Annotated in this window: 11 protein-coding genes; 10 read left to right on the plus strand and 1 reads right to left on the minus strand. The window is 66.1% G+C overall.

The window, feature by feature from the left end:
• Window positions 1–15 precede the first annotated feature (15 nt).
• From J2808_RS01825 to groL, 3 genes are all read left to right on the plus strand, one after another.
• Entirely contained in the window at window positions 16–399 is a 384-nt protein-coding gene (locus J2808_RS01825) for a hypothetical protein (RefSeq protein ID WP_309810752.1), read from the plus strand.
• A gap of 220 nt (window positions 400–619) precedes the next feature.
• On the plus strand, window positions 620–913 hold the full coding sequence (groES, locus tag J2808_RS01830; RefSeq protein ID WP_056344177.1) for a co-chaperone GroES: 294 nt from the start codon (window positions 620–622) through the stop codon (window positions 911–913).
• Window positions 914–990: 77 nt separating this feature from the next.
• On the plus strand, window positions 991–2,601 hold the full coding sequence (groL, locus tag J2808_RS01835; RefSeq protein ID WP_309810756.1) for a chaperonin GroEL: 1,611 nt from the start codon (window positions 991–993) through the stop codon (window positions 2,599–2,601).
• 133 nt (window positions 2,602–2,734) lie between these two features.
• Here groL and J2808_RS01840 read toward each other — a convergent pair whose 3' ends face one another.
• Window positions 2,735–3,337, minus strand: coding sequence for a dihydrofolate reductase family protein (locus J2808_RS01840; protein ID WP_309810759.1), 603 nt, complete (start codon window positions 3,335–3,337; stop codon window positions 2,735–2,737).
• A gap of 76 nt (window positions 3,338–3,413) precedes the next feature.
• Here J2808_RS01840 and J2808_RS01845 point away from each other — a divergent pair, with 76 nt between their 5' ends.
• The 7 genes from J2808_RS01845 (at window position 3,414) to J2808_RS01875 (ending at window position 14,176) form a co-directional block, all read left to right on the plus strand.
• Window positions 3,414–4,937 carry an ATP-dependent DNA ligase gene (locus tag J2808_RS01845; protein WP_309810762.1) on the plus strand — a complete coding sequence of 508 codons (1,524 nt, stop codon included), beginning with the start codon at window positions 3,414–3,416 and terminating at the stop codon, window positions 4,935–4,937.
• Window positions 4,938–5,054: 117 nt separating this feature from the next.
• Complete coding sequence (locus tag J2808_RS01850) at window positions 5,055–6,689, plus strand: response regulator transcription factor (protein ID WP_309810765.1); 1,635 nt, start codon at window positions 5,055–5,057, stop codon at window positions 6,687–6,689.
• 118 nt (window positions 6,690–6,807) lie between these two features.
• Window positions 6,808–7,101, plus strand: coding sequence for a hypothetical protein (locus J2808_RS01855; protein WP_309810767.1), 294 nt, complete (start codon window positions 6,808–6,810; stop codon window positions 7,099–7,101).
• Complete coding sequence (locus tag J2808_RS01860; RefSeq protein ID WP_309810769.1) at window positions 7,098–8,228, plus strand: flavin-containing monooxygenase; 1,131 nt, start codon at window positions 7,098–7,100, stop codon at window positions 8,226–8,228. The genes J2808_RS01855 and J2808_RS01860 overlap by 4 nt, the downstream gene beginning before the upstream one ends.
• Window positions 8,229–8,344: 116 nt before the next feature.
• Entirely contained in the window at window positions 8,345–10,411 is a 2,067-nt protein-coding gene (locus J2808_RS01865) for an acyltransferase family protein (RefSeq protein WP_309811817.1), read from the plus strand.
• 218 nt (window positions 10,412–10,629) lie between these two features.
• Window positions 10,630–12,141: an IMP dehydrogenase gene (guaB, locus tag J2808_RS01870; protein ID WP_309810773.1), complete on the plus strand. Its 1,512-nt coding sequence runs from the start codon at window positions 10,630–10,632 to the stop codon at window positions 12,139–12,141.
• 175 nt (window positions 12,142–12,316) lie between these two features.
• Window positions 12,317–14,176 (plus strand): ABC transporter ATP-binding protein, encoded by a 1,860-nt coding sequence (locus J2808_RS01875; RefSeq protein WP_309810777.1) that lies wholly within the window; start codon window positions 12,317–12,319, stop codon window positions 14,174–14,176.
• Window positions 14,177–14,226: the final 50 nt, after the last annotated feature.

Consider the following 14,226-nt stretch of genomic DNA (forward strand, 5'->3'; position numbering starts at 1 on the left):
GCTAGGGTTGAAGGTATGGAAGACAGCGCAGGCACCCAGCCGTCCGGACCGCCCCGAACCACCCACACGGACCTGGTGAAGATAGCCCGCCCCGCACTGATTGCCGGCGCCGCAGTAGCCGTTGTCTGCATCGCGCTGCTGGTGATCATCTTCTTCCTGGACACCTTCAATGCCACTGTTTACTCCGTGGGCGGCAAAGACATCCAGGACGCCACCGACGAAGCCCGGGACATCCGCGGCCTCTACGCCGGCGCACGCATCGGCGGCATTATTCTGCTGGTGATCTCGCTGCTGGCCGCCGCGGGCGGCGCCGTGGTGCTGTACCTCAAGCGCGGCACTGTTGATGAGGGCGACGACGGCGACGAAGACGTGGATTTCGAGGACCTTGCCGGCCGGTGACACCGGTCCCAATCTGTTCACCAGGGACATAATTCTGGCACTCGCCTTGACCGAGTGCTAACGAGTACATAGAGTCGTCATTAGCACTCTCCCTAGGAGGGTGCTAACACATGAAGAGCTGCCAGCCAGGCTGCTGCCGGCACCGCGACGACGGTTTGCCAGCCACGGCGAAACAGCTCAACTGTCCACAAATTTCGCTGACGTAGAAGGAGAGGTCCGAGTGTCGGTCTCTATTAAGCCTCTTGAGGATCGTATTGTTGTCCGCCCGCTCGAAGCCGAGCAGACCACGGCTTCCGGCCTGGTTATCCCGGACTCCGCACAGGAGAAGCCGCAGGAGGGTGAAGTTGTTGCAGTAGGCCCCGGCCGCTTCGAAGACGGCAACCGCGTTCCTGTCGACGTAGCCGTTGGCGACGTTGTTATCTACTCCAAGTACGGTGGAACCGAAGTCAAGACCGGCGGCAACGAGTACCTCGTGCTGTCCGCCCGCGACGTTCTGGCGATCGTCGTAAAGTAACTTTTTGGATCCCCGTGCCGCTGACCATGCATTCCGTTGGTCAGCTGTGCGGGGTTCTGTCTTGAAAGGACAAAACCATGGCAAAGCAGCTTGCGTTTAATGACGCTGCACGCCGGTCGCTTGAAGCCGGCATCGATAAGCTCGCCAACACTGTCAAGGTGACGCTCGGCCCCCGCGGCCGCAACGTTGTCCTCGACAAAAAGTGGGGGGCACCCACCATCACCAACGACGGCGTCACCATCGCCCGCGAAGTTGAGCTTGATGACCCGTACGAAAACCTTGGCGCCCAGCTGGCCAAGGAAGTAGCCACCAAGACCAACGATGTTGCCGGCGACGGCACCACCACGGCCACCGTGCTGGCACAGGCCCTGGTCAAGGAAGGCCTGCGCAACGTTGCTGCTGGCGCCGCTCCGGGCCAGATCAAGCGCGGCATCGAGGTTTCCGTTGAAGCCGTTGCTGCCCGCCTGCTCGAGAACGCACGCCCGGTTGAAGGCACCCAGGTTGCCAACGTTGCTGCCATCTCGGCCCAGAGCGACGAAATCGGCGAGCTCCTCGCCGAGGCATTCGGCAAGGTCGGCAAGGATGGTGTGATCACCATCGAGGAATCCTCCACCACGCAGACCGAACTGGTCCTCACCGAAGGCATGCAGTTCGACAAGGGCTACCTGTCCCCGTACTTCGTGACCGACAGCGAGCGTCAGGAAGCCGTCCTCGAGGACGCCCTCATCCTGATCAACCAGGGCAAGATCTCCTCCGTCCAGGATTTCCTGCCGCTGCTGGAGAAGGCGCTGCAGAGCTCCAAGCCGCTCTTCATCATTGCCGAAGACGTCGAGGGCGAGGCACTGTCCACCCTGATCGTCAACCGCATCCGCGGCACCCTGAACGTGGTTGCCGTCAAGGCTCCGGGCTTCGGCGACCGCCGCAAGGCCATGCTGCAGGACATCGCCACCCTCACCGGTGCGCAGGTTGTCTCCGCGGAACTGGGCCTTAGCCTGGACACCGTCGGCCTTGAGGTGCTGGGTACCGCCCGCCGCATCACGGTCACCAAGGACAACACCACCATCGTTGACGGCGCCGGTTCCGCAGAAGACGTCGCAGCCCGGGTTTCCCAGCTGCGCGCCGAGCTGACCCGCACCGACTCCGACTGGGACAAGGAAAAGCTCCAGGAGCGCCTGGCCAAGCTGGCCGGCGGCATCGGCGTGATCAAGGTTGGCGCAGCCACCGAGGTTGAGCTGAAGGAGAAGAAGCACCGCATCGAAGATGCAGTGTCCTCCACCCGCGCCGCCCTCGAAGAAGGCATCGTGGCCGGTGGCGGTTCCGCACTGATCCACGCGCTGAAGGCCCTCGACGAGGACCCCGCAGTGCAGGCCCTCGAAGGCGACGCCGCCGCAGCTGTGGGCATCGTCCGCCGCGCGCTGGTCCAGCCGCTGCGCTGGATCGCCCAGAACGCCGGCTTCGACGGCTACGTTGTCACGGCCAAGGTTGCCGAACTCGAAACCAACAACGGCTTCAACGCCAAGTCGGGCGAGTACGAAGACCTGATCGGCGCCGGTGTCATCGACCCGGTCAAGGTCACCCGTGCGGCCCTCCGCAACGCAGCCTCCATCGCTGCGCTGGTTCTCACCACCGAGACCCTCGTGGTGGAGAAGCCCGCTGACGAAGACGAGCACGCAGGCCACAGCCACTAATCCCCACCGGCTCCCAAGTCTCGCTTCGCTCGACTTGGGACCCTCGCCGGTGTGGGCCCACGGTCAGGTGACGGCGTGGGCCCTGCAGTCGAAAAACCGGTCCAGCTTCGGCTGGGCCGGTTTTTTGTTGCCCCTACGTGGCCGACATCTCCTGCGTTTCGACGTCGCCCGCGCGCTCGTAGACCAGGGACACGGCCCCCTTCGGGAACGTACGCGCCGGCTCGGCGAGGCGGAAGGACGCGGGGATGGTCCCGCCGTCGAAGAGGCGCTTGCCCTGCCCGAGGGTGACCGGATAGAGCCAGAGGTGGAGGCGGTCAAGCACGTCTGCCTCCAGCAGTGACCGGATGAGGACGCCGCTGCCGAACATGTGCACCTGGTCATACTCCTCGCGGAGCCTCCCGGCGGCTGCGGCATCCGGGAGGACCGTAGTGCCCGCCCAGCTCGGCTCGGTCAGGGTTTTGGAGACGACGAACTTGGGCACCCGGTTGAGCGTGCTGCCAATGTCGTCGGACTGGTGCGGCCAGTAAGCCGCGAAGATGTCGTAGGTCTTCCGGCCCAGAAGCAGGGCGTCGATGCGGCTGACCTCCGCGCCGATGGCCGCGCCGGCCTCGTCATCGGACACCGGCGCCTGCCAGCCGCCGAAAGCGAAACCGCCCTCAGTGTCCTCCTCTCGTCCGCCAGGCGCCTGGTAGACGCCGTCGAGGGTGATGAACAGGTTCGCGACGATGATTCCCATGCGTTCATTCTGGAACTGGGTTCCGGCGCTGTCCATAGTCTGCGGCAGCGCCCACCCGGCGTGGCAGACTGATGCCATGCTGCTCGATGAGCTCGTGAAAACCTCGGCTGCCGTCGCGTCCACCCGCTCCCGGCTGGCGAAGGTCGAGGCACTGGCCGATCTCCTGCGCCGGCTCGAGCCCGCGGAGATCTCGACCGCCGTCGGACTGCTCACCGCCAAGCCGCGGCAGGGCCGGGTGGGGGTCGGCTGGCGCGGCATGAAAGCGGCCATGGGGGAGCCGGCCGCCGAGCCGAGTCTTACGGTCGCCGACGTCGACGCCGCGCTGGATCGGCTGCTCGGCACCGCAGGCGCTGGATCCGCCGCGGAGCGCGCCGCGACCCTCCGCCTGCTCACGGCAGCAGCCACCGAACGCGAGCAGGCCTTCATCGCCGGCGTACTGCTCGGGGAACTGCGTACCGGTGCGCTCGAGGGGGTGCTGACGGATGCCGTTGCCCGCGCCGCCGATCGGCCCGTCGACGCCGTCCGCCGCGCGGCGATGCTTTCCGGCGATCTGGGCGGGACCGCCCTGCTGGCGATCACGGGCACGGCGGCCCAGTTCGACGCCGTCGGCCTCGTCGTCGGGCGTCCCGTGCAGCCCATGCTCGCCTCAACCGCGGCCAGCGCCAGCGCGGCACTGGAGGCCACGGGGGAGGCCTCCGTGGAATACAAGCTCGACGGCGCGCGCATCCAGGTGCATCGCGTCGGTGATGAGGTGCGGATCTTCACTCGCACCCTTGCCGACGTGACCCACCGGCTGCCCGAGGTGGTGGAGGTAGTGCGCGGACTCCCGGTGCGCGATGTGATCCTCGACGGCGAAACGCTCACCCTCGACGAAGACGGCGGCCCCCGGCCGTTCCAGGAGACCATGGCGCGGTTCGGGGCGGATGAGTTTCGCGCCACGGTGCTGCATCCCTGGTTCTTTGACGTGCTGCACATCGACGGACGCGACCTGCTCGACGAGCCGCTGTCCACGCGCATCGGCGTGCTCGAGAGCATCGCCCCCCAGCTCCGGATCCCGGGGGAGATCACAGCGGACGCGGACGTTGCTGAGCGGGTGTCGCGCGAGGCGCTTGCCGCGGGCCATGAGGGCGTGGTGGTGAAAGCGGTCGCCTCGACCTATGCAGCCGGCCGGCGGGGCTCCAACTGGATCAAAGTGAAGCCAGTGCTCACCTACGACCTGGTGGTGCTTGCGTGCGAGTGGGGGTCGGGCCGGCGCACCGGCCTGCTGTCGAACCTGCACCTCGGAGCCCTGGACCCGGCCGGAGAGTTCGGGGAACCCGGCGGCTACGTGATGGTGGGCAAGACTTTCAAGGGCCTCACCGACGCGCTGCTGCGCTGGCAGACAGAGAAATTCCAGGAGATCGAGGTGCGGCGAACGGCAGGCACCGTCTGGGTGGAGCCCGTCACCGTGGTGGAGATCGCGATCGACGGCGTGCAGCAATCCTCGCGCTATCCGGGCGGAATCGCCCTTCGGTTCGCTCGCGTCAAGCGCTACCGCGACGACAAGACGGCGGCGGAGGCCGACACGATTCAAACGCTGCGGGCCCTGCTGCGTTCGTAGCTTGTGCCGGTTCAGCGCCGGGCGTACCGTGGCGCTTAACACCGTCGCCGGCCCGCACCCGCCCAGCTTGCCACCGCCCGAAACGGGCTGGCGCAGGGTATCCGGAAGGAGGCCACGATGTCAGCCGAGACGGGCATCGACCAGGGCAGGTCAGCGTTCCAGAAACACCGCTGGACCGAGGCCTACGAGAACTTCCGCGAGGCCGACCAGAGTGGCGGCCTACCGGCCGCCGACCTCGAACGGCTGGCGACGGCCGAGATCCTGACCGGGGAAAGCACCACAGGGGTGGAGACCCTCACGCGCGCCCACGAGGAGTACCTGGTGATGGGCGACGTCGAGAGTGCCGCCCGGTGCGCGGGCTGGATGGGCATGCAACTGATGTTCATGGGTGAGCGGGCCCGGGCCGGAGGGTGGTTTGCCCGCGCTCAGCGGCTCGTGGATGAACAGGCCGAGCCGAGCGCCGTGCAGGGCCTCCTGCTCCTCCCCGAGGGCCTGGGCAAACTTTACGGCGGTGACCCGGCGGGCGCCCTGCAGGCTTTCTCCAGCGTTGCCGCATTCGGCCAGCGGTTCCACGACAGAGACCTGTCCGCGCTGGGCCTTCTCGGCACGGGCCAGGCCACGCTGATGCTGGGCCACCCTGACAAAGGACTCAAGATGTTCGATGAGGTCATGGTGGCCGTCACGGCAGGTGAACTCTCTCCGATTCCCTCAGGGATTATCTATTGTGCGGTCATTGGCAACTGCCACCTGGCCTTCGACCTGGAGCGGGCCCTGGAATGGACGGCCGCCCTGGACCGCTGGTGCAGTGAACGCCCTGACATGGTGACCTTCAGCGGCCAGTGCCAGTCACACCGTGCTGAACTCTTTATGCTCCACGGTGCCTGGGCCGAAGCCCTGGCGGCGGCTGCGGCTGCCCAGGGACTTTCCGTCAAGGGTGACCCCCAGGCGCTTTACGGAGGCTACTACCAGCAGGGCGAGGTGGAACGGCTGAGCGGAAAACTGGACGACGCCGAAACTTCCTACCGGCAGGCCGCCCGGTCCGGTTATGAACCACAGCCCGGCCTCGCGCTGCTCTGGCTGGCCCGGGGAAATGCGCAGCAGGCACAAGCGATGATCCGGAGGGCCGCTGCCGCGGCGGACCCCGCCACGCGCCGGAACATGCTGCCAGCCCTGGTGGAGATCGAACTGGCAGCCTCCGACCTGGAAGCCGCGCGGCGCGGTGTTCAGGAGTTGGAGGCCCTGGCCGTTGAATGCCCTATGCCCATGGTCCAGGCCGTTGCCTGCCAGGCGGACGGCGCGGTCCGGCTGGCCGCAGGCGATGCAACGGGGGCCCTGCACCCGTTGCGGGAGGCATGGCGGCTCTGGCAGGAGCTCGGTGTGCCGTACGAGGCTGCCCGCAGCCGGGTGCTGATCGGTTCCGCGTGCCGGGCCCTCGGCGATGAACTGTCAGCCGTGATGGACTTCGAGGCGGCCCACGCAGAGTTCCTGGACCTGGGGGCTGCTCCGGCTGCCGCCTGGGCAGCGTCGCTGATGCGGACAGGCTCCCAAACTGCTGCAGGACCCTTGACGGCCAGGGAGGCGGAAGTGCTCAGGCTTGTGGCCGCCGGCGGCGGAAACCGGGCCATCGCCGCAGAGCTGTACCTGAGCGAGAAGACCGTGGCCCGGCACATCAGCAACATCTTCCTGAAACTGGGGTTGTCCTCCCGTGCGGCCGCGACGAGCTATGCCTACGAGCATGGGCTGGTGGGTTGAACCCGAACATGAGCGGCCCCGTACGTTCGCCCTACACAGAAATACCCATACAGGCCGGCGCCGTAACTGCGTATTTTGGCCGACGCGGGCGCCTGAGCTGCGCCCGTAGCCTCAAAACATGAACCTTCCAGTCCTCGCAGGAACCCTTTCAACGGTGCTGTTCGCCTTGGGAATGCTGCCGATGCTGGTCAAGGCCGCACGGACGAAGGACCTGGCCTCCTACAGCCTCGGGAACCTGATGTTGACCAACGTGGCCAACGCCGTCCACTCCGTGTATGTCTTCCACCTGCCGGCGGGACCCATCTGGGCGCTCCACCTGGCCTACATCCTGGCGTCTGCGCTGATGCTGGCCTGGTGGCTCCGATACCGCGAGGCCGAAATTCCAGTCAATAACAAAGGAGAACAGAAATGAACAGCAATGGCGTGACCGGCACGCTGGACACCCTCATCATCGGTGGCGGACAGGCAGGCCTTGCCTTGGGCCACTACCTGAAGGAGCAAAACCGGACGTTCCTGATCCTCGATGCCCATCCAAGGACCGGCGACGCCTGGCGCCAGCGGTGGGACTCGCTCAGGGTCTTTACGCCGGCCAAGTTCGACGGCCTCCCCGGCGTTCCGTTTCCGGGCGATCCGTTGTCCTTCCCCACCAAGGACGAGATCGCCGCCTATCTGGAGGGCTACGCGGCACGGCTCGACCTGCCCCTCCTCAACGGAGTGCGCGTGCAACGCCTGTGGCGCGAGCCGGACCGATTTATCGCCGCGGCCAACGGCCGCCGCTGGCAGGCGCACAACGTTGTAGTGGCCACCGGCTGCAGCCAGGCACCCAAGGTACCCGGCTTCGCTGCAGACCTGGGGCCCGGCGTCGTGCAGTTCCACTCCAGCGAATACCGTAACGATCAGCAGTTGCAGGACGGTCCAGTCCTGGTGGTGGGCCTGGGCAACTCCGGCGCAGAGATCGCCCTCGAAGTGTCCCGGAAGCATTCCACCATCGTTGCGGGAAAGCCAACAGGCGAGCTTCCGGTCAAACACGGCCCGACGGCGGCAAAATACTTCCTGCCTTTGGTGCGGTTCGTCGGACTCTACGTCCTCACGCTCGGCACACCGTTCGGACGCAAGGCCGCGCCTTTCTTCCATGCACACGGAACCCCACTGATCCGGACCAAGTCCAAGGACCTGGCCGACGCCGGCGTGCAGCTTGTGCCGCGGGTCGCCGGTGTCCGCGACGGGCTTCCGGTGCTCGAGGACGGGACCCGGCTGGATGTTGCCAACGTCATCTGGTGCACCGGTTACCGGGACGACTTCAGCTGGATCGATCCGGCAATGCTCGACGACGGCGCGCTGCCGACGCAGCAACGGGGCGCTGCGGTGGGGACCCCTGGGCTGTTCTTCCTGGGCCAGGAGTTTATGTACGCGGCGGCGTCCGCGACCCTTCCCGGCGTGTGCCGAGATGCGCGGCACCTGGCGGGTAGGATTCCCGCTCCTGTCAGCAGCGGGGCCGCCGCGTCCGCCAGCCGGACTGGCGCCTCCAGCGCCACCTGAAACGCCGTGAAACCGCCGCTCCGTCGGCATCGGAACGCATCCCGTGATTGGCCAGAGGGCCGCACGGCCCCGTAGGGTTGATGTTTTTACCAGCCGGTCTTTAGGGGTCATTTGTGTTGATTGCGAGAAAAGAGGCTGCCTTAGGCGGTCCGGCGGACGCGCCCAGCGCCCGTCGGAAACCCACTTTCCGACCCGAAGTCCAGGGCCTCCGCGCGCTCGCTGTCCTCATGGTGGTGACCTACCACGTGTGGCTTGGACGGGTATCTGGCGGCGTGGATGTCTTCCTCCTGATCTCGGCCTTCCTGCTGACTTTGTCCTTCGTTCGGAAGGTCGAAGCCGGCACCTCCCTCAACCTCCTCCGGCACTGGCTGCACCTCTTCAAACGGTTGCTGCCCGCAGCCGTCGTAGTGATCCTCGGAGTACTCGCCGGAACCTGGCTGATCCTCCCGCAAAGCCGCTGGCCGGCAGTGCTGGACCAGGCCTGGGCGTCGCTGCTCTACCGGGAGAACTGGCTGCTGGCGGACACCGCCGTAGACTACTACGCCCAGGACCACGCCGGGGCGAGCCCGCTGCAGCACTTCTGGTCCCTGTCCATCCAAGGGCAGGTCTTTATCCTGTGGCCCCTCGTCTTCGCCGGCTCGGCCTTGGTGTGGCGGCTCCTGCTGCGGCGCTACAACACCAGTTACCGCGCCGTGCTGGCGGCCGCGTTCGCAGCCATCCTTGCCGCATCGCTGGCCTTTTCGGTTGAGCAGACGGCCACGAACCAGGCGTACGCCTACTTCGACACGAGGGCCCGGCTGTGGGAATTCGCCCTGGGCTCGCTCCTGGCCTTGGGCCTGCCGTTGCTGAAGCCCGGAAAAGTGCTTCGCCTGATCCTCGGCTGGACCGGCATGGTGGCCATGGTCTCCTGCGGCCTGTTGCTGACCGTGGACCGGGCCTTCCCCGGATTCGTGGCCCTGTGGCCCACCCTCGCTGCCGCAGCGATCATTGTGGCCGGCCAGAGCGGCAGTCGCTTCGGCGTGGACCGCCTCCTGAGCTGGAAACCGCTGGTCTCACTGGGCGATAACTCCTACGCACTCTATTTGTGGCACTGGCCCGTCCTGGTGCTGGCGCTGGCCGCCACCGGCGTAGAGTCACCCACCCTCATCCAGGGCGGGGCCATTATTGCCGCCTCCGTGGTCCTGGCAGTCCTCACCACCCGCTTTGTGGAAAAGCCGCTCCGTGAGTGGCACTGGCCGCAGGTGCGCGCCTGGCGCACCGCCGTCGTCGTTGCTGCCTGCTGCGCAATCCTGGCCGGACCGGTGGCGGTCTGGCAGACTAGCCTCTCCGCGGAGGAGGCTGCTACGGCGGCGCAGCCGCGCGAACTGACACCGGGGGCGGCCCAACTGACCGCAGGGAACGGCGGCACGCCAACGCCCGAGGCCCGAATCATTCCTGCGCCGGCTGCCCTGGATAACGACTGGGCGGGAATCCACGCGCCCTGTATCGACGAAAACTCCACTGTGGATCCTGTCCTGGAAGGGTGCCGACAGGCTGTTCCCTCTGGCGAGATCACCAAGCGGATCGTGGTGTTGGGGGACTCCCATGCGCAGCAGTACCTGGCCGCGCTTGCTCCCATCGCGGAAGCCCGCGGCTGGGAACTGGTCACGCTGTTGATGCCCGCCTGCCGTTTCGGCGCCGAGTCCGAGACCCGGAATGCCGAATGCAACGCCTACAACCGGGCAAGCGCAGCCTACGTACTGGAACACCGGCCGGATGCCGTCTTCACGGTGGCCACGCTGACCCACGAGGAAGCCCCGTTCGAGACCGAGGTGCCCGCGTACCTGGAAGGAATCCAGCCGATCGCCGACGCCGGAATTGAGATTGTGGGCATCCGGGACAACCCCCGCTTTACCTTCAGCATGCCTGAGTGCGCTCAGCGGAACGGACCGGAGGCCCCGGCCTGCAACCCGCCGCTGAACGAATCCCTGGTGGATCCCTCCCCGCTGGAGAGCTACCGCGGAAAAGTCGACGGACTGCACCTGATGGACCTGAGCGACTTCATCTGCCCCGGCGGCACCTGCCCCGCCGTGGTGGGCAACGTCTACGTGTACAAAGACGACAACCACCTCAGCCGGACGTATGTGGAAAGCATGATCCCCATGTTCGAGGAGCGGCTGCTGGCAGCCACGGGCTGGAAGTGACCGGCCTTCACATCCTTCGTGCCCTTGCTCACAATGGGCTGCCGGAATAGGGGGATTGGCTGCGAGGTTCTAATATTTATTCAAAGCTTTCCGCATGGCTCCCGTGCGCGAGGCACAAACTTATTAGGCCCCTGCACCGACCAGTCCCGTAATGACGGGCTGGTCATCAGCTGCAACCCCTACCCGTGAACAAAATACCCAAGGTAAGAGGCGCACTCATGACCCAGCCCGAGCACAACCCCTTCGGCTTCATCGGCCTGACCTACGACGACGTGCTGCTCCTCCCGGGCCACACGGACGTCATCCCGTCCGACGCGGACACGTCGTCGCGGATTTCCAAGCGGATCTCTGTCCACACACCGCTGCTGTCCGCTGCCATGGACACCGTCACCGAATCGCGGATGGCCATTGCGATGGCACGCCAGGGCGGCCTGGGCGTCATCCACCGCAACCTGTCCATCCAGGACCAGGCTGACCAGGTGGACCGCGTGAAGCGCAGCGAGTCCGGCATGATCACCAACCCGCTGACCATCGGCCCCGAAGCAACACTGTCCGAACTGGACGAGATCTGCTCCCAGTACCGCGTGTCCGGACTGCCTGTGGTTGACGAGGGCATGAGGCTCCTCGGCATTGTCACCAACCGCGACACGCGCTTTGTGCCGGAAACCGACTTCCCGCTGCGGCTGGTCAGCGACGTGATGACCAAGATGCCGCTGATCACCGGGCACGTTGGCATCAGCCGTGAGGAGGCCTCGCACAAGCTGGCCACCAACAAGATCGAAAAGCTCCCGCTTGTTGACGACCAGGGCCGGCTCAAGGGCCTGATCACCACCAAGGACTTCACCAAGGCTGAGCAGTACCCGCTGGCCACGAAGGACGACGAAGGCCGGCTCCGCGTGGGTGCCGCCATCGGCTTCTTCGGTGACGGGTGGGAACGCGCCATGGCCCTGATCGACGCCGGCGTCGACGCACTGTTCGTTGACACGGCCAACGGCCACTCGCAGGGTGTGCTGGACATGATCCGCCGCCTCAAGTCTGATCCCGTGGCGGCCCATGTGGACATCATCGGCGGCCAGGCTGCCACCCGTGAAGGTGCCCAGGCCCTGATCGACGCCGGCGCCGACGGCATCAAGGTGGGCGTGGGCCCCGGTTCCATCTGCACCACTCGTGTGGTGGCCGGCGTTGGTGTTCCGCAGATCACCGCCATCTACGAATCCGCCAAGGCAGCCATCCCGGCCGGCGTTCCCCTGATCGCCGACGGCGGCCTCCAGTACTCGGGCGACATCGGCAAGGCACTGGTTGCCGGCGCCGACACCGTGATGCTGGGTTCCCTCCTGGCCGGTTGCGACGAGTCCCCGGGTGAGCTGATCTTCGTCAACGGCAAGCAGTTCAAGAGCTACCGCGGCATGGGCTCCCTCGGTGCCATGCAGTCCCGCGGCAAGAACACGTCCTACTCCAAGGACCGATACTTCCAGGCCGACGTGTCCGGTGATGACAAGCTCATCCCCGAGGGCATCGAAGGCCGCGTCGCCTACCGCGGCCCGCTCGCGTCCGTGGCCTACCAGCTGGTGGGCGGCCTCCGCCAGACCATGTTCTACACCGGTGCCCCCACCATTCCGGAGCTCAAGGCCCGCGGAAAGTTCGTCCGCATCACGCCGGCCGGCCTCAAGGAATCGCACCCCCACGACATCCAGATGACCGTGGAGGCGCCGAACTACGGTTCGCGCTGACCTTCGTTGGTTGAGCCTGGGCCCACGCCAGCAGGGTTCCCTGGCCGAGCTTGCGAGGCTAGGGTGCTGGTGGGGAGCGAAACCCGGATTTCGGCAAGCTCAACCACCGGGGTTTCGACAAGCTCAACCATCAGGTCGGACGAGCTCAGCCACCGCACCGGACTAGGCTGAATCCATGTCCGAATCACGCCACCCCGCCGAACTGAACCCGAAAAGGGACGCTCAACGGCGTTTGGCGCTGAAGCCCTACGCCCGGGCCGTGGCGCAGGTGCTGCGCGTAAGCTTCCGGGCCTCGCCGGGCGCCGTCGTGATGAAGGTTGTGGGCTCGCTGATTTCGGCGACGCTGCCTTTGGTGACCACCTTCTTTGCCGCGCTGACCACCACGGCGCTGGCAGCTGCCTACGCCGGAGACGCCGCGGCCGGCCAGCAGGCCATCGTGTACGTCATCATCACCGCCGCTCTGGGGCTGTTCTGGGGCGCCTTCAGCAGCGTGGACCGCTACATCCAGCAGCTCATGAGCTTCAAGGTCGGAGCCATCGTGGGCGACCAGATGTACGAGCGCTTCCTGGCGCTGGAGTTCTGGCGCTATGACGACAAACAGACCGTGGATCTGTACGACCGCGCCAAGCGGTTCTCCGATTCCTACGCGAGGGTCCTGGACCGCATCGCCGCGATCTTCACCCAGCTCGTGTCGGTGATCCTTGCCGTCGGTGCCCTGTTGCTGGTCAGCTGGTGGATCGCCGTGATTGTCCTCGTGGCGATCGTGCCGAGCGTCTACCTGCAGTTCAAGCTCTCCAGGGAACAGATCGCGCACTGGAACACACAGGTGGATTCCCGCCGCCAGCGCCGGATGATCGAAACGAACCTGCTCCGCCCGCAGCACATCGCCGAAATGCGCCTGTACGGGATCGTGGGTTACCTCATGGACTTCCGCTCCAGGCTGCGCGACGCTGACGAGCGCCGGCGCCTGGACTTCCAGAAGCGCTACATTCCGAAGCAGCTGGCCGCGGACGCCCTGCAGTACGGCGCCGAGGTGGTCTCGCTGATCTGGGTGGTGGGGCAGATCATTGCCCGTGCCCAGCCGGTGGGCCAGTTCCTGTATGTCCAGCAGATCGTCAGCCGTGCCCTGTCCACGGCAAACAACCTGGTGTCATCCCTGAGCTCCATCGATGAGGACCTGGCGAACCTGAAGGACTACGAAGTGTTCATGGCGCTGCCGGTCCACTCCCGCCACGCACCGCCGCTGCTGCAGGCTCCCAAGACCGTGAAGCTGCGGGACGTCCGCTTCACCTACACGGGCAGCGACCTTGAGGTGATCCGCGGCATCAGCATGACCATCAGGGAAGGCCAGCACATCGCCATCGTGGGGGAGAACGGGGCGGGAAAGTCCACGCTGATCAGGATCCTGGCAGGGCTCTACGCACCGGACTCCGGGCAGGTAATGCTCGACGGCGTGGACCTCGCCGCCGTCGATGTCACCTCCTGGCACCGGCACCTGGCGGTGCTGAGCCAGGAATTCCTCAAGTACGAGTTCGCCACCGCCGCGGACAACATCCGCTTTGGCGACGTCGACTTGCCCCGGGACGATGACCGGATCCGGCGGTCGGCGGCCGATGCCGAAGCCCTCGAGTTCATCAACAAGCTGCCCAACGGCCTGGACAACCACGTCAGCAACTGGATGGAGGACCCCCGCGGCCGGAAGGGCAGCGGACTCTCCGGCGGCCAGTGGCAGCGCCTTGCCATGGCCAGGAACTTCTACCGCAACGCATCTTTCATGGTGATGGACGAGCCAACCTCAGCCATTGACGCCCTCGCCGAGCATCGGATCTTCACCCGCCTCTTCGCGGACCGCAGCAGCACCATCATTGCCATCAGCCACCGCCTGGCCACCATTGAGAAGGCGGACATCGTCTACATGCTCGAAGACGGCCGGATCGTGGAACAGGGCACCCACAAGGAACTGGTTGGCCTGCGGGGCCGCTACTTCAGGATGTTCGAGTCACAGCTCAGCCTCGACGCTCAGAGCGGGCCATAAGTCGCGTTGCCGTAAGGGCCGCGGCGGCCACCGCCACAGGCCGTCCCCGG

Origin of the sequence: Pseudarthrobacter sulfonivorans (assembly GCF_031454915.1) — a bacterium.
GTDB lineage: Bacteria > Actinomycetota > Actinomycetes > Actinomycetales > Micrococcaceae > Arthrobacter > Arthrobacter sulfonivorans_C.

Bases quoted from the DNA above. Each gene is read 5' to 3' on its own strand.
- J2808_RS01855 (WP_309810767.1), top strand. From the start codon at position 6,808: ATGAACCTTCCAGTCCTCGCAGGAACCCTTTCAACGGTGCTGTTCGCC.
- J2808_RS01840 (WP_309810759.1), bottom strand. From the start codon at position 3,337: ATGGGAATCATCGTCGCGAACCTGTTCATCACCCTCGACGGCGTCTAC.
- groL (WP_309810756.1), top strand. From the start codon at position 991: ATGGCAAAGCAGCTTGCGTTTAATGACGCTGCACGCCGGTCGCTTGAA.
- J2808_RS01825 (WP_309810752.1), top strand. From the start codon at position 16: ATGGAAGACAGCGCAGGCACCCAGCCGTCCGGACCGCCCCGAACCACC.
- J2808_RS01845 (WP_309810762.1), top strand. From the start codon at position 3,414: ATGCTGCTCGATGAGCTCGTGAAAACCTCGGCTGCCGTCGCGTCCACC.
- J2808_RS01875 (WP_309810777.1), top strand. From the start codon at position 12,317: ATGTCCGAATCACGCCACCCCGCCGAACTGAACCCGAAAAGGGACGCT.
- guaB (WP_309810773.1), top strand. From the start codon at position 10,630: ATGACCCAGCCCGAGCACAACCCCTTCGGCTTCATCGGCCTGACCTAC.
- J2808_RS01850 (WP_309810765.1), top strand. From the start codon at position 5,055: ATGTCAGCCGAGACGGGCATCGACCAGGGCAGGTCAGCGTTCCAGAAA.
- J2808_RS01860 (WP_309810769.1), top strand. From the start codon at position 7,098: ATGAACAGCAATGGCGTGACCGGCACGCTGGACACCCTCATCATCGGT.